This is a genomic window from Marinobacterium lutimaris, from assembly GCF_900108065.1.
Lineage (GTDB): Bacteria > Pseudomonadota > Gammaproteobacteria > Pseudomonadales > Balneatricaceae > Marinobacterium_D > Marinobacterium_D lutimaris.
The window spans coordinates 2,104,838-2,126,305 of record NZ_FNVQ01000001.1; the positions used below are offsets into that span (position 1 = coordinate 2,104,838).

19 protein-coding genes and 1 riboswitch are annotated in these 21,468 nt (G+C 59.7%); of the genes, 9 read left to right on the forward strand and 10 right to left on the reverse strand.

Features of this window, described 5'->3' with window-relative positions; genetic code table 11:
- Window positions 1-29 precede the first annotated feature (29 nt).
- Window positions 30-244: riboswitch (cobalamin riboswitch) on the forward strand.
- Window positions 245-412: 168 nt separating this feature from the next.
- The 5 genes from C4S72_RS09815 (at window position 413) to folE2 (ending at window position 8,180) form a co-directional block, all read left to right on the forward strand.
- Window positions 413-4,825 (forward strand): cobaltochelatase subunit CobN, encoded by a 4,413-nt coding sequence (locus C4S72_RS09815; RefSeq protein ID WP_200826709.1) that lies wholly within the window; start codon window positions 413-415, stop codon window positions 4,823-4,825.
- Window positions 4,825-5,304: a MotA/TolQ/ExbB proton channel family protein gene (locus tag C4S72_RS09820; RefSeq protein ID WP_104002829.1), complete on the forward strand. Its 480-nt coding sequence runs from the start codon at window positions 4,825-4,827 to the stop codon at window positions 5,302-5,304. Before C4S72_RS09815 ends, C4S72_RS09820 begins: the two co-directional genes overlap by 1 nt.
- Window positions 5,304-5,597 carry a DUF2149 domain-containing protein gene (locus C4S72_RS09825; protein WP_104002830.1) on the forward strand — a complete coding sequence of 98 codons (294 nt, stop codon included), beginning with the start codon at window positions 5,304-5,306 and terminating at the stop codon, window positions 5,595-5,597. The genes C4S72_RS09820 and C4S72_RS09825 overlap by 1 nt, the downstream gene beginning before the upstream one ends.
- Before the next feature lie 101 nt (window positions 5,598-5,698).
- Entirely contained in the window at window positions 5,699-7,078 is a 1,380-nt protein-coding gene (locus tag C4S72_RS09830) for a hypothetical protein (RefSeq protein ID WP_104002831.1), read from the forward strand.
- 148 nt (window positions 7,079-7,226) lie between these two features.
- Entirely contained in the window at window positions 7,227-8,180 is a 954-nt protein-coding gene (folE2, locus tag C4S72_RS09835; RefSeq protein ID WP_104002832.1) for a GTP cyclohydrolase FolE2, read from the forward strand.
- Between the two features lie 19 nt (window positions 8,181-8,199).
- Here folE2 and ggt read toward each other — a convergent pair whose 3' ends face one another.
- Window positions 8,200-9,897 carry a gamma-glutamyltransferase gene (ggt, locus tag C4S72_RS09840; protein ID WP_268807695.1) on the reverse strand — a complete coding sequence of 566 codons (1,698 nt, stop codon included), beginning with the start codon at window positions 9,895-9,897 and terminating at the stop codon, window positions 8,200-8,202.
- A 336-nt stretch (window positions 9,898-10,233) separates the two neighbouring features.
- On the opposite strand from ggt, the gene C4S72_RS09845 reads away from it, so the two are divergent.
- Window positions 10,234-11,880 (forward strand): methyl-accepting chemotaxis protein, encoded by a 1,647-nt coding sequence (locus C4S72_RS09845; RefSeq protein ID WP_104002833.1) that lies wholly within the window; start codon window positions 10,234-10,236, stop codon window positions 11,878-11,880.
- Between the two features lie 194 nt (window positions 11,881-12,074).
- On the opposite strand, the gene C4S72_RS09850 is transcribed toward C4S72_RS09845, so the two are convergent.
- The 4 genes from C4S72_RS09850 to C4S72_RS09865 form a co-directional block, all read right to left on the reverse strand.
- Entirely contained in the window at window positions 12,075-12,545 is a 471-nt protein-coding gene (locus C4S72_RS09850) for a GFA family protein (RefSeq protein WP_104002834.1), read from the reverse strand.
- Between the two features lie 89 nt (window positions 12,546-12,634).
- The gene (locus C4S72_RS09855) at window positions 12,635-13,060 is read right to left on the reverse strand and encodes a hypothetical protein (protein WP_104002835.1); all 426 of its coding nucleotides are present in this window, start codon (window positions 13,058-13,060) and stop codon (window positions 12,635-12,637) included.
- A gap of 148 nt (window positions 13,061-13,208) precedes the next feature.
- Window positions 13,209-13,604: an MAPEG family protein gene (locus C4S72_RS09860; protein WP_104002836.1), complete on the reverse strand. Its 396-nt coding sequence runs from the start codon at window positions 13,602-13,604 to the stop codon at window positions 13,209-13,211.
- Window positions 13,605-13,742: 138 nt separating this feature from the next.
- Window positions 13,743-14,336: an HD domain-containing protein gene (locus C4S72_RS09865; RefSeq protein WP_104002837.1), complete on the reverse strand. Its 594-nt coding sequence runs from the start codon at window positions 14,334-14,336 to the stop codon at window positions 13,743-13,745.
- A 194-nt stretch (window positions 14,337-14,530) separates the two neighbouring features.
- Here C4S72_RS09865 and C4S72_RS09870 point away from each other — a divergent pair, with 194 nt between their 5' ends.
- Together C4S72_RS09870 and C4S72_RS09875 are read left to right on the forward strand one after the other, a co-directional pair.
- Window positions 14,531-15,082: a sigma-70 family RNA polymerase sigma factor gene (locus C4S72_RS09870; protein WP_104002838.1), complete on the forward strand. Its 552-nt coding sequence runs from the start codon at window positions 14,531-14,533 to the stop codon at window positions 15,080-15,082.
- Window positions 15,082-15,831: an anti-sigma factor gene (locus C4S72_RS09875; protein ID WP_104003106.1), complete on the forward strand. Its 750-nt coding sequence runs from the start codon at window positions 15,082-15,084 to the stop codon at window positions 15,829-15,831. Before C4S72_RS09870 ends, C4S72_RS09875 begins: the two co-directional genes overlap by 1 nt.
- Window positions 15,832-15,993: 162 nt before the next feature.
- Here the strand turns inward: C4S72_RS09875 and gloA are convergent, their stop codons facing one another.
- The 4 genes from gloA to C4S72_RS09895 form a co-directional block, all read right to left on the reverse strand.
- Window positions 15,994-16,380: a lactoylglutathione lyase gene (gene gloA / locus C4S72_RS09880; protein ID WP_104002839.1), complete on the reverse strand. Its 387-nt coding sequence runs from the start codon at window positions 16,378-16,380 to the stop codon at window positions 15,994-15,996.
- Window positions 16,381-16,531: 151 nt separating this feature from the next.
- The gene (locus C4S72_RS09885) at window positions 16,532-17,302 is read right to left on the reverse strand and encodes an ABC transporter ATP-binding protein (RefSeq protein ID WP_104002840.1); all 771 of its coding nucleotides are present in this window, start codon (window positions 17,300-17,302) and stop codon (window positions 16,532-16,534) included.
- On the reverse strand, window positions 17,302-18,384 hold the full coding sequence (locus tag C4S72_RS09890) for a FecCD family ABC transporter permease (protein ID WP_104002841.1): 1,083 nt from the start codon (window positions 18,382-18,384) through the stop codon (window positions 17,302-17,304). The genes C4S72_RS09885 and C4S72_RS09890 overlap by 1 nt, the downstream gene beginning before the upstream one ends.
- A 1-nt stretch (window position 18,385) precedes the next feature.
- Window positions 18,386-19,522, reverse strand: coding sequence for an ABC transporter substrate-binding protein (locus C4S72_RS09895; RefSeq protein WP_104002842.1), 1,137 nt, complete (start codon window positions 19,520-19,522; stop codon window positions 18,386-18,388).
- Window positions 19,523-19,915: 393 nt separating this feature from the next.
- Between C4S72_RS09895 and C4S72_RS09900 the strand changes: the two genes are divergently transcribed.
- Window positions 19,916-20,335 (forward strand): DUF7282 domain-containing protein, encoded by a 420-nt coding sequence (locus C4S72_RS09900; protein WP_200826710.1) that lies wholly within the window; start codon window positions 19,916-19,918, stop codon window positions 20,333-20,335.
- Between the two features lie 25 nt (window positions 20,336-20,360).
- On the opposite strand, the gene C4S72_RS09905 is transcribed toward C4S72_RS09900, so the two are convergent.
- Entirely contained in the window at window positions 20,361-21,383 is a 1,023-nt protein-coding gene (locus tag C4S72_RS09905; RefSeq protein ID WP_235009081.1) for a zinc-dependent alcohol dehydrogenase family protein, read from the reverse strand.
- Between the last annotated feature and the right edge of the window lie 85 nt (window positions 21,384-21,468).

A 21,468-nucleotide genomic window follows, 5' to 3' on the forward strand; every position in this document is an offset into this window, starting at 1 on the left:
GTGCTTGCGCAGCCTCCCGGCTGACGGTACTCTGCCCCGCAATTGCAGGTGCCCCGCTGCCATTCCAGCGCGGTGGGGATAATCGGGAAGTCAGGTGAAACTCCTGCGCTGCCCCCGCAACGGTAACGAAAGCCAAGCGCCTCATCACCGCCACTGCAGCCTTTACGCTGTGGGAAGGCCTAACGCGCCGTCTATCCAAAGACACTTTCCAAGCCCGGAGACCGGCCTGCCAGATGACCGCCCATAGCGGTTATCTCCATGCGCATCAGGCGGGGTGTCCCTGAAACAGCATCAGTATCCGCGCCCCGGAAGACCCTTGCGTCTACCGCAGCGGAGAACCTGTATCTGTTCCAAGTTCCGACGGTTAATTCCAGTACTTGCCGGTGCGTGTAGATCTTATTCAGGAGTCTGCATGCGCAATCGTTCATCTCTCTCAGCTGTTCCAGCCCTCACTATCTGGCTGACAGCGCTGTTCTGCCTGCTCGCCAGTGCGATGTTCGGCCAGGTTCAGGCCGCCACGCACAGCGCCGTGGCGATCGTCTCAGACCGCTCAGCCCCGGTGATGGCGGCCGGCGCCTACCGCTTTCTGGAGGATCATCCGGATGCGAGTATCCAGATCCGCAGCGTCGCCCAGGTAAACGAGATGGACGATGCCGCGCTGGAAGCGCTGATCTCACCGGCGGCAACGCTGATCTATGCCGGCGTTTTCGGCGCGCCGGTTGAGCGCCTGCTGGCTCTGCCTGTCCAAAGCGACCAGCAGCGGCTGGTGTTTCACAGCGACCGACGTCTCTATGACCTGCACAACGATGCCGAAGGTGGCCGCTTCACCGGGCTAGATGCAGAGACCAAAGAGAAGCTGTTCAGCCGCCCGCCGACGGATCAGCCCTTCCCTGCCTGGCTGGCGCAGCAGAAACAGGCACTGCCGCACTTTAACCACTGGCTCGACGCGCGCAGCTACTGGCAGAACCGCAACGCCGGCAATATCCACGCTCTCTGGCAACTGCTGCTGGACCCGACCGCTGAACCAGCCGCCGCCCAGGTGAATGCGCCAGTACGTGCCTATCTCGATACCAGGCCGGTCAAACTGAATGAGCTGGCGGCGGCGATGGAAGATCGCGACACCCTGTTCGTGCTCGACCACCAGAGCGGCGATCTGCCCGGCAACTGGAGCCTGCACCGCAAACTGTGCAGCCAGAGCGAGCTGCAGTGTGTGACGCTGCTGGCAGCCTGGGGCGCCGGCAGCGAAGAGGCCATCGAGCAGATCCAGGCGCTTGCGCCCAAACAATCTGCCTGGACGATCCTGTCGGTGCAGGACTTCGTTATCGGTGGCGGCGAAGGTCGCGAAGCGGTCAGCGCCAGGCTCAATGAACTCAACGTGCCTGTGTTCAAGGGTATCCGAGTCGATGAATACAACGCCGACAGCTACGCGTTTTCCGCCAACGGCCTGCCCGCCGACTCCGTATATTATCGCGTCGCGATGCCGGAGCTGCAGGGAATCGGCCAGCCAGAAGTATTGGCACTCTCCACCCCAGCCAAAGTTGACGAGGTGACCGGCGCGCGCCTGATTCTTTCACAGCCCATCGACAAGGCGGTTGAACGTATTATTGGCCGCATCCAGCGCTGGCTGGCGCTGCAGCGCAAAGAGAATGCCGATAAGCGTGTCGCTATCGTCTATTACAACCATCCGCCGGGACGCCACAATATCGGCGCCGACAACCTCAATGTGCCCGAATCTCTGTGGCAGATTCTCAACGCCCTGAAAGATCAGGGCTACGATACGGGTAACCTGCCGCAGTCGTCCGAAGCGCTGCTGGACCTACTGCAGGAGCGCGGCGTCAACCTGCCCGAGGACCGTCAGGCGCTGGAGCAGATGGCGCCGCTGGTCAAAGGCGTAAGCAGCGAGGATTACCGCCAGTGGTTTTCCACCCTGCCAGAGACGGTACAACAGGAGATGGTGCGCGGCCCCCTGGGTTACCTGCACACCCGGCTGAAGCCGCTGCTATCGAGCAACCGCGCCCAGCCTATCGACCCCGGTGTACACCAGGAGATGGCCACACTGATCCAGCGCAGCCTGGGCGATCTGCGCCACGCCCTCGACGGCGTGCGTGACCAGCGCCGCAGCCGCGCCCTGGATCTGCTCGATCAGCTCAAAGACAGCTACACGGTTCTGCTTGGCGACGATCTTGCCGACGAGCAGCGCATTAACCAATGGCAAAACGCCGGCGAACTGGTCTCGGCGCTGGTTCATATGGGCATCGAGGGGATGCGCGGCTGGGGCGAGGCACCGGGGCGCAGCATGATCTGGCAGGACCGCATGCTGCTGCCGGGTCTGCAGTTCGGCAACATCTTTGTCGGCCCGCAGCCGCCGCGCGGCTGGGAGCTCAACGAAGAGCTGCTGCACGCCAATATGACCTTCCCACCGCCGCACCAGTACCTGGGCTTTTACCACTATCTGCGCGACGACTTTAAGGCCGATGCGCTGATCCACCTGGGCCGCCACTCCACCTACGAATTTCTGCCCAGGCGCAGTGTCGGCCTCGGCGAGGATGATTACCCATCCCTGGTGCTCGGCGACCTGCCCAGCATCTACCCCTATATCGTCGACGGCGTTGGCGAGGGTATTCAGGCCAAGCGTCGCGGCAAGGCGGTGATCATCGATCACCTGACGCCACCACTGGCGGTGACCGAGTTGTACGACGACCTGCTCAGCGTACGTCAGCTGATCGAAAGTGCCGAAGCCGCCAGCGATCCGGTTACCCGCCGCCGTGCGGTAGAGGACCTGCGCGAGCGGATCGATAGCCTCGGGCTGCGTGAAGAACTGATCGCCAGCATGGATGAAGAACTCAAGGTACGCGGTATCGGCTTCGATCAGGTCGACGACGAGTTCCTGCTGCATGAGGTCGGCCACTATCTGACCAAGCTGCAGGAGGCGTTCATGCCGCTGGGGCTGCACACCTTCGGTCGCCAGTGGGAGCCAGACGCCATCGACACCATGCTCTCCTCCATGGCGGACAGCGACAACATCAAACCCCAGTGGCGCGATAACCTGACCCGGTCGCCACAGCTGGAAATGGATGCGCTGATCAACGCCCTCAACGGTGGTTTTGTAGCGCCGGGCAAGGGTAACGATCCGATCAAGACCCCAGAAGCACTGCCCACCGGGCGTAACTTTCACGCTCTGGACGGCAGTCTGCTGCCGACGCCGCTGGGCTTCAAGCTCGGTGCCGAGCTTGCTGCCGATGCGCGCAGCAAGCCGATGACCGAGGCGGAACGGCTCAAGAAGGAAGCAGTCATCCTCTGGGCCTCCGACGCGGTGCGTGATGAAGGCGCGATGATCGGCTTCGGTTTCGATATGCTCGGCGTCACCCCGGTCTGGAACAGCCGCGGCATCATCAAGGGGCTGACACTGATCCCGCTGGATCAAAGCCGCCCGCGCCGTCACGATGTGCTGTTTACCACCTCGGGGCTTTTCCGCGATCTTTACGGGCGCCAGCTTAAGTGGCTCGATGAGGCAGTCCTGCTGAGTCTCGCGGCCAGCGAAGAGACCATTCGTCGCGACTACCCGGCACTGGACATCGCACTGACCGGCGCCCTGGCCCCTCTGGCTGAATACACAGCCGGCAATGAAACCCTGGAACAAAACCTGATCGCCGCCAACTGGGTTGAAGAAGCACGGCTGCTGCTGAGAAACCCAACGGCCAGCGCCTCCGAACTGGGCCGCCAGGCATCGCTGCGGGTATTCGGATCGGCACCCGGCGCATACGGCGCGGGTGTGAACCGTCTGGTGGAGCGCTCCGGCAGCTGGCAGCAGCGTCAGGAACTGGGCCAGGCCTATATCGCCCGCCTCGGCCACGCCTATGGCATGAGCCTGGACGGACTCAGCGCCCAGGATCACTTCAGCAACCAGCTCAGCCAGGTAGGCCGCAGCTATCTCGGTCGCGCCAGTCACCTGTACGGTCTGATCGATAACAACGATGCCTTCGACTACCTCGGTGGCCTGAACCTTGCGGTGGAAACCGTCACCGGCGCCCCGCCCACCAGCTACGTGATTCAACATGCCGACGCGGATAACGCCCGTCTCGACCCACTGGCCCAGGCGCTGGGTAGCGAGCTGCGCGGTCGCTTCCTCAACCCTCAGTGGATCAAACCGCTGATGGACGAGGGTTACTCAGGCGCCCGTACCATGGGGAGCGAATTTATCGAGTACCTCTGGGGCTGGCAGGTAACCAGCCCGGAGATCATCCAGTCCCGTGTCTGGGATGAGGTGAAGGCTGTCTACCTTGATGACCGGTTTGAACTGGGCCTTGACGAGTTTCTGCGCGAGGGGCACAACCAGCAGGTGCTGACCAATATCCAGGCAGTGATGCTGGTGGCGGCAGAAAAAGGGTTCTGGCAGACCGATGAGGAAACTCTGAACCAGCTCTCCCGCGACTTTGCCCGCTCGATTATCGAGCAGGGTATTCCCGGCAGTGGCCACACCCACCCCGACCACCCGGTGTACCAGTTCGTCATGCCAAGGCTGGATACCAACAGCGCTCAAGCACTACAGCAGTTGCTGTCCAACAACCGCATGCCCGACGTGGATTCTGAGTCACCCCTGGATAACCAGCCAAGCCATATTCAGGAGATCAGCCTTCAGGATCAGCAGGCTTCCGAGCCGGACAGCGCTGACGCCGAGGCTGCGGCTGCGGCTGCGGATAGCAACGACACCACCCAGGCTCAGGCCCAGCCCAGCAACACCCTTGAGCTATCGGTGCTGATCGCCCTGGCGCTGTTGATCATGTTTGCCGGCCTGCTTCGTGGCCGCATGGGAGGAAAACGCTGATGCTTTCATCTTTCTCACTCAACCTGATGCACCAGATCACCAGCCTGCTGCTGGAGCCGGTGGTCTGGGGCCTGGTTTTCCTGCTGCTGCTGAGCATCTGGGAGATCGGCCTCGCCTTTGGCGAGCGCTGGGGCGGTTTGCAACGCCTGCTGCACGGTGGCGATATGAGCACGGCCCTGGCGCAGGGCCGCCGCCGGATCGAACGGGCGGACTTCATCACCCGCCTGTCGCCGATGCTGGGCCTGATGGGAACGCTGATCCCGCTCGGCCCCGGCCTTGCGGCTCTCGGTGATGGCGAACTGTCGGTGCTGACCACGGCGATGACAGTGGCCTTCGATACCACGGTGATGGGCCTGCTCGGCGGCATTATCGGCTTTGTGCTCGGCCGCCTGCGTCGGCGCTGGTACGACCGGCTGATGGAACAGCTGGAGGCTATCGAACAGCAAGCCGGTTCAGCCGATCTCAGGGAGGCCGCCTGATGAGTTCACGCTGGCGCAGTAACCGCTTCGACCAGGAGATGGACGAACCCCTGGGCCCACTGGCCAACCTGATCGACCTGATGCTGGTGTTCGCCTGCGGCCTGATCGCCGCGCTGGTGGCGCAAAGCCCTTCGCTGGCGGAGCACTTCAACAACAAGCGCCAGGTCAGCGAAGGCCGTGAACTGCCGCAGATGCCCAAGGGGATGAATGGCGAAGCAGGCGCAGGCTATGAATCGGTGGGCCAGGTTTACCGTGACCCGGAAACCGGCAAGCTGATTCTGATCGGCGATTAACGCAGCTAGTTAGAAACCTCGCCAGAAAACTCAAAACTGTCTGCTGCCCGCTATTATTCAGGGAATTAAAACCGTCGTTAGCGTCACCGCGGAGCCCTGAGATGAGACTGGCGTTATCCTGCATCACGTTGAAACAGGCAAACTGCCTGCTACTTGCCATTGTCCTGTTGACCGGCTGTACAAGCCTTAATCTGACACCTTCACGCCCCAACCCCGGGGCGCAGCTCAGTGCCGGCAATGAGAGCTCCGCCACCTCTGATATGGATATGCTGACGCTGCAGTCGCTGGTGATGTCCATGGCCGATGAGTATGTCTCTTCGGTATCCGAAGTCGCTTTTCTGCATCTGCGCCCCAAGGCACAGACCAGCCAGGAACGGGTACTGATCCAGTCATTCATGCGCAACAGTTTCGGCGCCGCCACCGAGATCGCGGCTGGCCGTAACCCCGATGTGGCGCTGCTCGACCTGCTGGTGCTCGTCAGGTTGCAGCGCCAGACGTTCAAGAACTACTGGATCCCCAATATCTGGGGCGAAGAGCGCGGCCACGACGCTCTGGCCCAGCTCACCGCGACGGAACTCGCTCTCTGGCAGCGCTCATCCAGACTGCTCACCCCGGAGCAGCAAGCCACGTTGAGAGAGCTCATCGATGCCTGGGTCGCACAAAACCCCGACCGCCTGGTGGTCGAGTTGATCCGTTTCGATGAATTTGCCGATGCCCGCTGGATGCCGCAGCAGCGCAACCGCGAGGCTGCGCGGGGCCTGCTGCAAGAGCTGGATGCCGCTGTAAGCACCATTGATGAAGCGCTTCTGTTTGCCGAGCGCGCGATGTGGTACTCGGGCCGACTAACCTATATCGCCGGCGAACAGGCCGAGCTGTCCGCCTACCGTATCCTGGCGACGCCAGAGGTTCAGGAAGTACTGCTTCAACTGGCCAACTTCGAGCAGATTCTCACTGAGTTCCAGGCCACGCTGGGCGCTTACCCTCAACACCTTGCCGATGCCGAACAGCGCATCTTCACCAACCTGAGCGCCGAGCGGCAACGGGCCATCGACTATCTGTTCGAACGCTTTTCGCAGGAGCGCGCGCAGATTTTCAGCGCCGTATCCAGCAGTGGCGAACAGATGGCGGAGATACTGCCCGCTTCGCTTGACCTTATCAATGCGACAGCCAACCTGGCTTCGATGACTAACGAGGCGCTGATTAATCTGGACGGATTGATGGCACGGATCGATACGCAATTTCCCTCTACACCGGATGCCGATACAGACTTTTCTGCCGATGCGCTGGAACTGGTGACCGCGTCGAGCCGACTGGCCAGCCAGTTACAACTCTTGCTACCCAGGCTACAGCAGGACCTGGATACAGCGGAGCGTTTCTCCACCAATCTCGCCGACTACCTTTTCTGGCGGCTGGTCGCCCTGATCGCTTTCATTTTCTGCGGTATCGCCGCGCTGCGGCTGATCCCTGGACGCAAAGCCTGAATCGCCAACGTATGCGCGAATAGCCACTTAAAGTGCACGCAGAACCCTCCGCTCAGGCGGACAAGCGAATGATCGATCTACTGCGGACAGAAGAATTAAATGTTATTTTATAACATATCAATTAATTCAACCGCCCAAGAGATTCAGGATGAACAGCCTCAGCATCACACCAAATCATCTTCCCGATATCGCATCCTCCGCTAAAGCCGGTATCAGCAGCCGGCTGGACTGGGTCGGCATGTCCGGTATGGCTCTGCCTTTCCAGATTATGGAAGCCGAACGCGGCTCACTGCCGCTGCAGGGCAAGGCGGATATTCATGTCGATATCGCCCGCCCGGAGGTGAAGGGGATCCATATGTCGCGGCTTTACCTGCTGCTGGAGCAGCTGGCGGAATCCACCCCGCTGTCCCCCGCGGTATTGAGCAGCTTTCTCTGGCAGCAACTGGAGACCCACAGGGATATCAGCCATGCCGCAGGCCTTTCCGTACAGTTTCCCTACCTGTCGCGGCGCCCGGCACTGAAAAGCGATAACAATGGCTGGAAGGAGTACCCGGCCGCCATTCATGCCAGGCTACAGGACGATCTGCTGATCGAACTGGAACTGGCTATCCCTTACTCCAGCACCTGTCCCTGCTCTGCTTCCCTCTCCCGGCAGCTGCTCGTTGAGGCACTGGACTCGGACTTTGCCGACCGGGCGCGACTGACACTGGAGGAGATGCGCCACTGGTTGCTGGAGAATGGCTCCCTGGCGACGCCCCACAGCCAGCGCTCCTGGGCGAAGCTTAAGCTGGCACTTAAAGAAGACGCCGGAGCCTTTGAAATCGAGTCGCTGATTGCCGCAGTGGAGAGTGCGCTGGGCACACCGGTTCAAACGGCGGTCAAACGGGAAGACGAGCAGGCGTTCGCACGTTTGAACGGCAGCAATCTGATGTTCTGCGAGGATGCAGCACGCCGCATCAGCAAGGCGCTTTCCCAACGAGACGATGTGAAGGATTTCTGGATCCGGGTGGAGCATCAGGAGAGCCTGCACGCCCACGATGCCGTTGCGGTGGTTACCGCCGGTGTGCCCGGCGGCTACCAACCGTTTTTAAGACAGGGCTGAAGCTGAGAGGACTCGCAGCTCAGTATCCCTTGGCGGAAGAGGTGCTGCGACGCGGGTCGGCGCCGCCATAAAAGGTGCCATCCTCACCAACCATGATCGACTGAATCGCCCCCATTGCCGCTTTCTGCACGACCGTATGGCCCATGCCCTCGAGCAGCTTGATGGTATCGGGGCTGATCCCCTGCTCAATACGGATCTCGTCCGGCACCCACTGGTGATGGATACGCGGTGCGTTCACCGCTGCCTGAATATTCAGGTTATGGTCAATCACGTTCATCAGCACCTGCAGGGTGGTGGTGATAATGCGAGAACCGCCGGGACTGCCAGTGACGATAAAGTTTTTACCCTCCTTCTTCACGATGGTGGGCGACATGGAGCTGAGCATCCGCTTGTTTGGCTCAATCTTGTTGGCCTCACCGCCGATCAACCCATAGGCGTTGGGCACACCGGGCTTGGCGCTGAAGTCGTCCATCTCATTGTTGAGCAGGAAACCGGCACCATCCACCACAATGTGGGAACCGTAGCTGAAGTTGATGGTGTAGGTGTTCGACACCGCATTACCGTACTTGTCGACGATGGAGAAATGGGTCGTCTCGTTGCTTTCATAGGGCGCCGGATTGCCGGGTTTGATCTCTACGCTGGGCGTGGCTTGCTCCGGGTCGATCTGCTGCCGCAGGCTGGCGGCATAATCCGTGGAGGTCAGCCCCTTCAACGGCACATCGACAAAGTCGGTATCCCCCAGGTACTCGGAACGATCCGCATAGGCGCGCTTCATCGCTTCGGCCATCAGATGGATGGTTTTCGCCGAGTTCAAGCCGCTGTCGCCGATCGGGAATCCTTCAAGGATATTCAGGATCTGCACGATATGGGTACCGCCGGAGCTGGGCGGGCTCATGGAGTAGATATCGTAGCCGCGGTAGTTGCCATGCACCGGTTTGCGGATCACCGGCTGGTAGTTTTTCAGATCCTCGTGGGTGATCAGGCCACCGCCGCGCTGCATCTCGGCCACGATCAGGTCGGCAGTTTCGCCTTCGTAAAAGCCTTTTACTCCCTGCTCGGCGATGCGCTTGAGCGTCGCCGCCAGATCTTTCTGCACGAAGCGTTCGCCCGCTTGATAGAGGCTGCCATCCTGCTTGAAGAATACCTTGCGGCTGGACTCAAACTGCTTCAGCCGATCCGCCTGAGATTCTATCCCCTGGGCAAAACGGGGTGGAATCACAAACCCCTCGTCCGCCAGTTTGATGGCAGGCGCCAGCGCTTCTTTCAGGCTGATGGTGCCGTACTTATCCAGCGCCAGCGCCAGACCAGCCACGGTTCCCGGCACACCGGCTGCCTTATGAGTAAAGCGGCTGCGATCGGTAACCACCTCGCCATTTTCATCCAGGTACATATCGCGACTGGCCGCGGCCGGCGCGGTCTCACGATAATCGATAGCGTTGACCTCACCGCTTTCCTCCGAGGAGACCAGCATAAAGCCGCCGCCCCCGATATTGCCGGAGCGGGGCTGGGTAACCGCCAGCGCAAACGCCGCGGTTACGGCGGCATCTATGGCGTTACCGCCCTCTTCCAGGACGCGAAGTGCCTCATCGGTGGCAAGGTAGTGACTGGTCACCACCATGCCGTTGCGCGCCTCCACCGGTACGCTGCGATCCCCTTCAAGGATCGCTTCGGCTCCCACATTGGCTACGCCGCCAAGGGTCATGCTGGTGCAGAGCATCACTGCACCCAGCATTTTCGCGCCAGACCTATCCATCATCGACATCGCCATCTTCCTTATTTGCCAAGCCTTGCAGAAATTACCCTCAGCGTAGACCGTAAACCGCAACTACCGCCATGTTGCAATCTTTCAGCAAAACATCAGTGTTACCTTTAACAGACATGCAACATACTTTTTTCAGATCTGTGGCAATTAACGCTCAACAAACCCTTACCGCTGGCCGATAACCAGGCTGTGCGAGATTTTTCCTGCATCAGAGCAACCTTTTGATAATGCCGTAAATATTCGCACGCAGCGATACGCAGTCCCACAGACACCACACCCAAGGATAACCCGATGCTAGGGAAGCTTAGCCTTAAAGCCCAGTTCACCACCGCTGTTCTCGTACCCTGTCTGACCCTGATTCTTATCGGCTGGGGAGGCATTCGCAGCCTGCAGGCGCTTCAGCAGGACACTCTGCTACTGTCACAGAACACCAGTAATCCGATGCGCGCCCTGGCAGAAGTGGCGTCGCGGATCCCGCGTATGCGCGTAGGCATCGATATGATGCTGCTGCAGGGCATCGATGACCTCAAAGATGAAAGGGGTCTGGTTACACGAGTCAGAGAAACCAGGGATGAGGATATCCCGGCGATGGTGCAGTCGCTGACTGACGCTCGTGACGCCCAGGTAAACCCCGCCGACCGGGCTGAACTGCAAAAGCTGTTGGGGCAGTTCAACAGCGTGCAGGCCAATACGCTGAAACCGATGCTCGACGCGCTGGAGCAGGGTCGCATGTCGGAAGCACATCGTCTTTATCAGCAAGATTATGCGAGAAGCTATGGCGATATGCGCAAACAGGTGAACGACCTGCTCGACAAGCAGCTCGCCAACGCCCACGACATCTACAACCACAGCGAACAAAACTACCTCAGCAGCCGCAACACCCTGATCCTGCTGATCAGCGTAGCGTTGCTGATCTCTGTCGTCCTGGCCTCCATTATTCTTATCCGTCTTAACAACCGGGTTAAAACGTTGAAGTCCCACATCAATCAGGCCGTGACCAACCTGGATCTGTCACAGCGGGTTGGACTGACCGGTCGAGACGAGCTGGCGGATATCGGCAGCGACTTCGACACCTTCACCCAGCGCATGAACGACACCCTGAGCTCGGTGGCTGATAACTCCCAGTTGCTGGCCAGCACCGCCGCCGACGTGGCAACCCGGGCACAACAAACCTTTGACAACTGCATGCGCGAGAACGACCGCTCGACCCAGATTGCTGCGGCGATCACCGAGCTCGGCAGCGCCGTGGAAAGCATTGCCGGTAATGCCTCGGACGCAGCGAATGCGGCTCAGGAAGCCAACACCGAGGCTAACAGCAGCAGCGATATCATCAACCGCGCCCGTGACAACGTCAGGGCACTCTCAACCGAACTCGCCGGCGTCAGCACCCAGATCGGCTCTCTTGCCAGTGAGGCGGAAGCGATCGGCAGCATCCTGGAAACCATCCGCGCCATCTCCGAACAGACCAACCTGCTGGCACTAAACGCCGCAATCGAGGCTGCGCGGGCTGGAGATCACGGCCGCGGCTTTGCCGTCGTTGCCGACGAGGTTCGCAACCTGGCAAGCCGCTCCGCCGAATCGGCCGATGAGATCCAGACCATGATCGCCAAACTGCACCAGCAAACCAGTCTCTCGGTGCGGGCGACCAATGAGAGCCGTGACCAGAGCAATACGGTGGCGGAGCAGTCGACCGAGACCACCGCTGCGCTGGATCGCATTGTGCGCCATATCAGCAGTATCAGCGAAATGAACATTCAGGTGGCCACCGCCACGGAAGAGCAGTCGATGGTCGTGAACGACATGAACCAGAGTGTCGAGGAGATCAGCATGCTCACCGCCGAGACCACCCAGATCGCCGACCAGCTGTCCGAGTCCAGCCGCCAGCTGCAGGAGCTCTCCCACCAGCTCGACCGCCAGGTCAAACAGTTCCGCCTGTAACTGCAGAGGCGCTTTCTGTTCTCAGAGGACTTTCTGTTCTTAGAGAGCTGGCTGTTCACTGGGGACTGTCCGTTCACTGTGAACCAGCCAGCCGGCAAAAAGGCCGCGCTCCGCCAATGGGTGGAGCGCGGCCTTTTTAGTCATCAGCTAGCGTCGATGTTTACCAATGCCGAAACGGACCGGGCGTTCCAGGTTCAGCTCACCAGTCCGTTTCGCTCATGCCACTGGGCCAGGCTTTCCTCCGGATACTCTTCAAAGCAGAGGTCGTCTTCATCGGCATTAACCGGCACCCAGCTGGCTTTGCTGCCCAGCATCAGATGAGTGCGCTGTGGCGGCACCGGCAGCTCGGTATCGATGGCGGAGGCAAAGGGATGGATAAGCTCCGGCCAGCGGCTGTCATAGACCCAGAGCGCGCTACCGCAGGTGGCACAGAAGTGACGCTCGGCGTTACTTTTCTCATCGTTGATGCGGGCGTGATAGATGCTCAGGTTTTCCGAGCCCTCGACCTCCAGGGAATCGGCCAAGGCCCCCAGATTGATGGCAAAACCGCCGCCGCCCGCCGTCTTGCGACAGATAGAGCAGTAACAGAGGTTGTACGGATAGGGATGAGGGGATTCAACGCTGAAGTGCACTGCGCCGCAGTGGCAGGAACCTTTGAGTAGCATGGCGTCTCTCTCTTATGTTCGACACCCTAACTCTAGACTCGAAAACCGGCTCCTGCCTCCCGATCAGCCGTCACCGGGAATTTACGCGCTTAAAACTTGATGCTGGAAGCGTCTCGCGGCTGCAACGGGTTGGTATCGAGAACCTCTTCTTGCGGCTTCGAAATATCAGGAATTGCCCGCTTCTGCGGCTGGGGCTTGCTAGCCTCAACGCGTTTTTCCTGGCGCAGTGATGCGAGCTGCTTGCGGATTCGCAGCCCCTCCTCTTCGCCGGCGTTCCAGCCCTGGCGGTAGGATTTATCTTCGGTGTAGCGGTCCAGATCCTTGATCAGCGCCGGGGAGAGCTCATCCGCAGCCTGCAGACCGCTGTGGCGGCCATCGTGAAAACCGGTTTCGTAAGCAGCTTCCTCAGCCAGATCTGTCGATTTGATCAAACCATCGCTAACACAGGCGGACAGCACCAGGGGCAGAAAAATAACCGGCAGCGCACGGACAAAACGGCGGACAGACAAAGACATACGGACGGGTACCTCAGCGGCACGAATACAGGTGCACAAATAATACAAAGAGAACAACGGAAAAAACGCGGCGCTAATTCTGCCACGCCCGCCCGTTTTTTTACAGCCGCCCGTATTCCGAGACGTAATTACACGATCAGCGCGACGTTCAGCCGGAAACAGCCGCCACAGAGACGATATAGACACAGGTAAACAGCCCACCGCAGTATGCCAGGCTGCGAAGAGTCGCCAGATCCAGCAGATAAAACAGGGCATGCAGCGTTCGGAACAGCAAATAGATCAGGGCCGGCAATGTCAGGGCCTGCAGCGGCACACCGGCGGCAAAAGCGATAAACACCGTGCTGACAAACACGATGGCCGCCTCCCAGGCGTTCTGCTGCGCTGACATCGCCCTCGCGCCCAATCCCTCCAGCTGGCTCTGTTGCGCACGTGGATGGTTGTTGTCGATGTGACCGAACTGCTTGAGACGGCAGCGCACCGCGATACCGGCAAGAAAAACCGGGGCAACCGCCAGAATAAACAAAATATAGAGAACAGGGACCATGGCGCACTCCTTTGACTGAAGACCGGGGATCACTTTCCTTTATGTACGAGCCCCAAACCAGGTCGGTTCTGCCGCCTGGGTAACGATTTATCTCTGCTCCTGTTTATCGCTACTCCCGTTTATCGCTACTCTTTATCGTTAGTCTGGCTTCAACCAGCCCTGCTCCACGGCATGATCGATCTGCGCCAGCATCCAGCCGTGAATCTGTGGAAACTCTGCGGCGATAAAAGCGTGCGCCGCTTGCACCTGGGAACGGCAGACGCCCAGATCCAGCCAGGTACGCCCCTCGTTTTTCACGTTGAGCAGAAACGGCAACAGGCGATCAGCTACCTTGAGCAGCCGGGTTTCCAGGCTGGAGCCTGTCTCCTGCTCCTCCCAGAGTTCGCTCAGTTCCTCGATACCGTTGCCATCGTGTGCCGCCAGCCGGGCCACACAGCGCCGCTCCTCCTGGTGAGCATCGCTGCGCTCCTTGGCATAGAGAAAGGTGTCGCCGGCGTCGATCTCTCCCAGATCATGCACCAGCGCCAGCTTGATCAGTTTCTCTTCCGATACCGGCAGGTCAAAACGCCGCGCCAACGTCCAGCACGCCATCGCCAGATGCCAGGAGTGTTCTGCGGAATTCTCCAGCCGGGTACCGTCGCCGATATAAGAGCGTCGCTCGACGCTCTTCAGCGCATCGATCTGCATAAAAAAGTCGGTTAAATCGGCTAGCTGTTCTATTGCGTCGCTCATTGCAATTTCGGTCCTGGCTGTTGCTCATTTGATCTGGCTAAGCCTAAATTCTGGAGCAAAGTCTACCCAAGCACCAGTTGCTCATTTGCGGGTTCCAACAAAGAACGGATCGCACCTGAGGGTGGTCTATCGGCTATTCTTTGCGTACAACTGGCAACATACCCTTCCCGCCCTCCATGGAACCGGACCTGCCGATGCGCGAATCCGATCGATCACCCTCACTGACCGAACTGCTCGAGCGCTGCGCCGGCAACGACCGCCGCGCCTTCGCAGAGCTCTACGCCGCAACCTCGGCGAAACTTTATGGTACGGTTTTGCGTATCTTGAAAAATGAGCGCTGGAGCGAAGAGGTACTGCAGGAGGCCTACATCAAAGTCTGGCAGAAAGCGGACAGCTTTGACGCGGGCAAAGCCTCACCGATCACCTGGCTGGTAACGCTGGCACGCAACACTGCCATCGACCAGCTCAGGCGAGAACCAACCGCCGCCAACGATGGTGACGAGGTAATCGATCTGCTACCCGGTCACTTTCCAGACGGCGAACAGAAACTGGCGCAAAGCCGAGAGCAGGAACAACTGCTGCACTGCCTCAAGCAGCTTGAAGATGGCCGCGCCGACCTGGTGCGCCTGGCTTATCTCGATGGCCTCTCGCGTATCGAGCTGGCGGAACGGTTCGAGCAACCGGTGAATACCATTAAAACCTGGCTGCACCGGGCGTTGAAACAGTTAAAAGGGTGTATGAGCTGATGAGCGATCACGACGATCTCGACATGCTGGCCGCAGAGTTCGTGCTCGGTACGCTGGAACCGGAAGCTCGCGAAGAGGTGAAGCGGCGGCGCGTGCAGGAGCCTGAGCTTGATCAGCTGATCCAGGCCTGGGAGAACCGCCTTGCACCGCTTGGCAATGAGATCGATGAAATCAAACCAGGGCCCAACCTGTTCTCCCGTATCGAACAGCGCCTGGATGAACTGGAGTCCGCCCAGGATAGGCCTGGCGAAACCGGCGCTGCGGGCGACCAGCTGACGGCCCTCAAACTACGCTTACGGCGCTGGCAGTGGAGCACCGCCCTCGCCTCGGCCGCATCGGTACTACTGTGCATCCTGCTGCTGAACAAACCCACCCCTGAGCTCGCGCCGCAATCCTTTGTCGCCGTTTTTCAGCATGACGACCAGCAACCCGCGTTTATGCTCAGCGTCGACCTGCAGAGCCGCAGCCTGAGTATCACCCCGGTGACCGCAGAGGCGATCCCCGGCAGGTCTTACCAGTTGTGGATCAAGGCCGACCCGCTCGGTCCAAAACCAAGATCGGTGGGCGTACTCAATGCCAACATGGAGATCGATGGCGCCAGCCTCACACAATACGACCCGGCTCTGCTGAAACAGGCGACCTTCGGTATCAGCCTGGAGCCTGAAGGCGGTTCCCCTACAGGTCAACCGACGGGGCCCGCCATTCACGGCTTCCTCTACCCCGCCAACCCTGCACAGCTATCGCTCTGACAAGCCCCACACAGAGGCCCGACGGAACTATCCACCGGGCCAGAGTTTTCGGATCAGCGCCTCTGAGTTGGCAGAACGGTTGCGTATTGCCGCTCGCGGCAACATCCAAAAGAGGGGAAAAAGGCGACCCCAGGGGCCGTTTCCCAAGGGGCCGATTGAGGTTTAGCTGGATTTTTCGATCAGCTCAACCATGTAACCATCGGGATCTTTGACGAAAGCGATCACGGTGGTGCCGTGTTTCATCGGGCCCGCTTCGCGCACGACGTTACCGCCACGATTGCGAATTTCATCACAGGCCGCTGCTGCATCTTCCACTTCCAGCGCTATATGGCCGTAACCTTCGCCCAGGTCGTAGCTATCGGTGTCCCAGTTGTAGGTCAGCTCCAACGCCGCCGCTTCTGACTCATCTTCGTAGCCGACGAAAGCGATGGTGAACTTGCCACCCGGAAAGTCGTGTTTACGCAAAAGACGCATGCCCAGCACTTCGGTGTAAAACGCGATGGAGCGGTCCAGATTGCCCACCCGCAGCATGGTATGCAGAATTCTCATGGCTGATATTTCCTTGAATAGTCTAGGGATTTAGCGCCACCCCGGTTGCTTTGACAGTAGGGTCGACAGTGACGGCGCATGATAACAGCGCCAGGGTTAAGAGGAAAAAACCGGGCAGAAGTGCCCGGTGCGTGGTAACTGCACTGGCTGGCTAGAGAGCCGCCATGGGATGAACACAGAGCGAGCCGTCAGAGGCGCGCAAAAGCTCGCAATGGACGCCGTAGGTCTGTGCGATCCGCTCGGTATTCAGGATCGCCTCGGTCGCCCCAAGCGCGACCTTATCGCCCGCCTCGAGCAAGAGTGTCTGATCGGCGTAGCGGTGCGCCAGGTTAAGATCATGCAACACCATCAGCGTGGTTATCTCATGCTCGCGCGTGTATTGGCGTACGGTGTCGAGCAGTTGAAACTGGTTAGCCATATCCAGTGCAGAGGTGGGTTCATCAAGCAGCAGCAGGCGGGGCCGGCGGATCAGTGCCAAAGCCAGCGCGACCATCTGCCGCTGCCCACCCGACATCTGTGTCGGCTGGCGCTCAGCCAGATGCTCAAGCCCCAACAGGCTCAACATCTGGGAAGCCCGCGCCAGTGACTGAGGATCCGCCCGAAAGCGCATGTTCTGGCTGTTCTGCGCCAGCAGCAACAGCTCAAACACACTCAGACGCACATCACTGGCACTGAACTCCTGCGCCACATAACCAATCAGCCGGCTGCGCTCACGCATCGACAGGTCACGAAGACGCATCCCGTCGATCAAGACTTCACCCTGGGCACGGATCAATCCGGCAATCGCTTTCACGACAGTCGACTTACCTGCGCCATTGCGCCCTAAAAGCGCCAGAGAGGCGCCACTGTCCAACGTCAGGTCCAGCGGTTTGACGATCTGGCGACGATCGATCTCGACGCTTAACTGCTTCAGCTCCAGCATCAGGCAACCCTCCCGCCACGGCCAAACACCAGCCAGATAAAGAACGGCACGCCGAGCAGCGAGGTCATGATGCCGATCGGCAGAATGACACCCGGGATCAGCATTTTGCTGGCGATGGAAGCGAGCGTCATCAGCAACGCTCCGGTCACCATGGTCATCACCAGCGTATAGCGCTGATCTTCACCCACCAGCAGGCGCGCCACGTGCGGTGCCACCAGACCGATAAAACCGACCACGCCGATAGTAGCGGTGATGGCACTGGCCAGCAGCGCCGCAAACACCAGCAGCAGCATGCGCAGACGCGCCACCGAGATCCCCAGCACCTGGGCCTGATCACCAAAGCCGCGCAGTGCCGATATCTGCCAGGAGAGCGCCATCAGCACCGGCGCAATCACCAGCACCAGCACCGCGTTGATCCCCACCTGGGTCCAGCTGGTTTTCTGCAGCGAGCCCATCATCCAGAACACCAGCGTCTGCAGCTGATCCACATCGGCCACATACTGCGCGAGCCCCAACAGAGCGGAGAAGATAAAGTGTACGGCGATGCCCAGCATGACGATCATCTCCACCGAGAGCCCCCGGCGGCTGGCGAAGATACCGATAAACAGCACCGTCGCCAGCGAAAAGATAAAGGCGTTGCCGGTCAGCAGATAACTCACCGGCAGCCAGCTCACCACCGCCGTCTGAAACACGATCACCAGCGCCGCACCAAAGCCCGCGGCGGCCGAAATCCCCAGCGTAAACGGCTCGGCAAGCGGGTTATCAAGCACCGTCTGCATCAATGAACCCGCCAGCGCCAGGCCAATACCTGCCAGTACCGCGGTCAGCGTCACCGGCAGGCGCAGATCCCACATCACCACACGGGTCAGCGATGAGGCGCGCTCGGGATGCAGCAGGGCCTGCAGCGCATCGCGCCAGGCCAGGGTGCCGGAGCCCAGCATCAGGTCGGTAATCACCGCCGCCAGCGTCAACGCCAGCGCCCCCAGCAACCAGCCCAGGCGACGCCCCTGCTGACGGCTGTAGTGCTCACTGCCGGCGGTGGACTCGGCAGTATCTACCGACAGTATCGCCTGCGCACTCATCTCAGTGATCGACCTTGGCAAACAGCGTAATGCCGTCGGCGCTGAGCTCTGTCATCGCCATCAGATCACGGTAGCTCTGCATCGGATCCAGGTCTGCAAACGCCTGCGGATAGAAGTCCTTGGCCAGGGCTTCAATGGCGATCACGTTATAGGGGTGGTTGTAGAACTGATGGTAGAGGCCATAGACCTGCCCCTCTTTTGCCGCGCGCAGCTCGCTAAAGCCCGGGCGTGCCAGCAGACCTTCGAAAGCGGCCTGAATGTTGGCAGGGTCGATATCATAGCCAAACGGCAGCGCGATGGAGTTGGCGCGGCTCCACTGAGAACCGGTCATGACATAGATATCCGGTTCCATCGCCAGCACTTTTTCCATGGCGATGGTGGCGGTGTCACCGTCCAGCAGATCCAGCCCGACGTTGTGGCCGCCGGCCGCAGCGATCAGCGCGCCCCAGCCAAAATCAGCGTGGGTAAAGCAGCAGTCATTGTTGCCGCCGACACCGGCATGGGCCTCAACAAAGACGCTGGCCGGTTCGCGGCCGTCAGCCAGTGCCTTGGCAACGCGGGTTTTGACGCCTTCAAGGTGCTCAGCGACGAAGTCGTTAAACGCTTTGGCTTCGCTTTCACGGTTCAGGGCCTTACCCATCAGTGCCATCGACTCGGTGGCGCCAGCAACCGGATCTTCCGCCAGGTCGACAAACAGCACCGGTACATTCACCTTGGCCAGCATATCCAGCACACCCGCCTGCTCCAGCGCCGGTTTCGAGCGCAGCTGAATCAGCACCAGGTCAGGCTCTTTAGCAAGTACGGTTTCGAGGTTCATCTCGCCGCCATCACCAAACTTCATATCCATGATGTCACGGGCCTGCGGCCACTTCTCCAGCATCTGTTGCCAGAGTTTTTCATCATTGCGCGCCACCAGGTTGTTCCAGGCCACCACGCGTGCAAACGGGCTTTCACGATCCAGCACTGCCAGTGACATCAGGTCACGGCCATCCTGCAGGATGATGCGCTCAGGTTCAGCGGGCAGCGTCACTTCACGCCCCGCCAGGTCGGTCAGGGTTACCGGGTATTCAGTCGCCAGCGTCAGGCTGGAAAACAGGCAACCGGCCACCAGGGCCAGTACAGCGCTCAAGCGAGACATCAAACACTCCACTTGTCAGGGGAATAAAAACGGAAGGCCGGCACGCAAGGCCAGCCAAAAACCGATTTTATTATAAATGAGAATCATTAATACCAAGGATCGCAGTGTTGCGAAAAACCACCCGGGCAGCGCCACACGCCGTCGCAGCGACGCTTCAAAAGGCCTATTGCAGCCGGCCGAAGCCACACAAAACCTTGCGCACAAAACGCCTCTTTTACGCGGGCGATTGCAGCCCTTAGAAAAAATCCGCTTTTTCTGAAACCTTTCCTGAAACGCTCCGTAGCTATAGACACCACGAACCTTCCCGGGCAGAGATGACGTCCGGCGGTGAGGGTTAACCCAAAGAGAGTCCGCAAAAATGCGGTCAACTCCAATCGCTACGGAGCAAAGAGTATGAATAAGCAGATGATAAAAACCGCAGTGCTCGCTACCAGCCTTATCGCCGGCAGTGCTTTTGCTCAGGATCATATGAAGCTTGGTGTCTGGGCAGAGGATCAGGATGTGTCGGGCGGTACCGTTTCGGCCGAAAAAATTACCGCCGAAAGCAACGGCTGGCTGGTGGTTCATCGTACCGGCGAAGACCACAAACCGGGTCCAGTGGTAGGCCATGCACCACTGAAGAAAGGTGAGAATATGGACGTGGCCGCCATCCTTACAGAAGAGGTTAAATCCGGCGACAAGCTGATGCTGATGCTGCATGGCGAAGCGGGTGGCATGAGCACCGGTATTTTCGAGTACACCTTGGGCGCCAAGGAAGATGGCCCGGTGAAGATCGACGGCAAACTGGTGATGGACGTTATCACCGCGCTCTAAGCCGCTTCAGCAGCAACGTCGATCTTCAGGGGACCAGCACAGCGGCGCCGCTCAGGCGCCCTTCCCGCAGATCAGACAGCGCCCGGTTCGCATCGACCAGATCGTACCGGGTCACGCTGGTCTCTATCGCTATATCCTGAGCCAGCGCCATAAACGCCTCGCCATCGGCGCGGGTCAGGTTGGCGACCGAACGTACCTGCCGTTCCTCCCAGAGAATACTGTAGGGAAAGGCGGGAATATCCGACATATGAATCCCCGCACAGACCACCGTTGCGCCCTTGCGCACCGCTCTCAACGCCTGAGGCACCAGCGCACCCACCGGGGCAAAGATGATGGCTGCATCCAGCGGTTGCGGCGGCAGGCAATCGGAATCACCTACCCAGCAAGCCCCCAACTCCTCGGCAAACGCCTGAGCCCGGATATCTCCGGGACGTGAAAAAGCGTAGATCTTCGCGCCCCTGGCGATCGCCACCTGGGCGATGATATGCGCCGCTGCGCCAAAGCCATATAGCCCCAAATGCCTGGCGTCCTGCACCATCGCCCAGGAACGGTAGCCGATCAGGCCAGCGCAGAGCAGCGGCGCCGCATGCAGATCGTCGTAATGTTCAGGCAGTGAAAAAACATAATGAGCGTCGGCCACGCAGTATTCGGCATAACCGCCATTGAGGGTATAGCCGGTAAAACCGGGGGCATCGCAGAGGTTTTCCTGATTGCTGGTGCAGTAGGGACAGACGCCGCAGGTATGCCCAAGCCAGGGAATGCCCACCCGATCTCCGTCGGAGAAGCCGGTAACCCCCTCGCCGAGCCGGTCGATAACACCAACCACCTCATGCCCAGGCACTATGCCTGCCGGTATATCCTTGAGGTCGCCATCCACCACATGCAGATCGGTACGACAGACACCGCAGGCGCTGACGCGGATACGCACCTGACCGGGGCCAGGTTCGGGGATCGGCAACTGCGTTTCCTTAAGGGGATGACCCGGTGCTTTGAGCACCATCGCCCGCATAAATCCTGCGCGCGCTGGCGTATTGTTATTACCCATCATCGCCACCTGCTTAATCGCTGTGCTTTATCCTCAGCTTTGTTCTTCAGCTTAGTTGCTCTGCACAGCGCCTAAACTGCCCGGGCGC

Excerpts from the sequence above, each read along its gene's own strand:
- folE2 (WP_104002832.1), top strand. The coding sequence starts at position 7,227 with ATGAACAGCCTCAGCATCACACCAAATCATCTTCCCGATATCGCATCC.
- C4S72_RS09825 (WP_104002830.1), top strand. The coding sequence starts at position 5,304 with ATGAGTTCACGCTGGCGCAGTAACCGCTTCGACCAGGAGATGGACGAA.
- ggt (WP_268807695.1), bottom strand. The coding sequence starts at position 9,897 with ATGCTCTGCACCAGCATGACCCTTGGCGGCGTAGCCAATGTGGGAGCC.
- gloA (WP_104002839.1), bottom strand. The coding sequence starts at position 16,380 with ATGAGAATTCTGCATACCATGCTGCGGGTGGGCAATCTGGACCGCTCC.
- C4S72_RS09860 (WP_104002836.1), bottom strand. The coding sequence starts at position 13,604 with ATGGTCCCTGTTCTCTATATTTTGTTTATTCTGGCGGTTGCCCCGGTT.
- C4S72_RS09865 (WP_104002837.1), bottom strand. The coding sequence starts at position 14,336 with ATGAGCGACGCAATAGAACAGCTAGCCGATTTAACCGACTTTTTTATG.
- C4S72_RS09870 (WP_104002838.1), top strand. The coding sequence starts at position 14,531 with ATGCGCGAATCCGATCGATCACCCTCACTGACCGAACTGCTCGAGCGC.
- C4S72_RS09855 (WP_104002835.1), bottom strand. The coding sequence starts at position 13,060 with ATGTCTTTGTCTGTCCGCCGTTTTGTCCGTGCGCTGCCGGTTATTTTT.
- C4S72_RS09815 (WP_200826709.1), top strand. The coding sequence starts at position 413 with ATGCGCAATCGTTCATCTCTCTCAGCTGTTCCAGCCCTCACTATCTGG.
- C4S72_RS09885 (WP_104002840.1), bottom strand. The coding sequence starts at position 17,302 with ATGCTGGAGCTGAAGCAGTTAAGCGTCGAGATCGATCGTCGCCAGATC.
- C4S72_RS09850 (WP_104002834.1), bottom strand. The coding sequence starts at position 12,545 with ATGCTACTCAAAGGTTCCTGCCACTGCGGCGCAGTGCACTTCAGCGTT.
- C4S72_RS09905 (WP_235009081.1), bottom strand. The coding sequence starts at position 21,383 with ATGATGGGTAATAACAATACGCCAGCGCGCGCAGGATTTATGCGGGCG.
- C4S72_RS09845 (WP_104002833.1), top strand. The coding sequence starts at position 10,234 with ATGCTAGGGAAGCTTAGCCTTAAAGCCCAGTTCACCACCGCTGTTCTC.
- C4S72_RS09900 (WP_200826710.1), top strand. The coding sequence starts at position 19,916 with ATGAATAAGCAGATGATAAAAACCGCAGTGCTCGCTACCAGCCTTATC.
- C4S72_RS09820 (WP_104002829.1), top strand. The coding sequence starts at position 4,825 with ATGCTTTCATCTTTCTCACTCAACCTGATGCACCAGATCACCAGCCTG.
- C4S72_RS09875 (WP_104003106.1), top strand. The coding sequence starts at position 15,082 with ATGAGCGATCACGACGATCTCGACATGCTGGCCGCAGAGTTCGTGCTC.
- C4S72_RS09830 (WP_104002831.1), top strand. The coding sequence starts at position 5,699 with ATGAGACTGGCGTTATCCTGCATCACGTTGAAACAGGCAAACTGCCTG.
- C4S72_RS09895 (WP_104002842.1), bottom strand. The coding sequence starts at position 19,522 with ATGTCTCGCTTGAGCGCTGTACTGGCCCTGGTGGCCGGTTGCCTGTTT.
- C4S72_RS09890 (WP_104002841.1), bottom strand. The coding sequence starts at position 18,384 with ATGAGTGCGCAGGCGATACTGTCGGTAGATACTGCCGAGTCCACCGCC.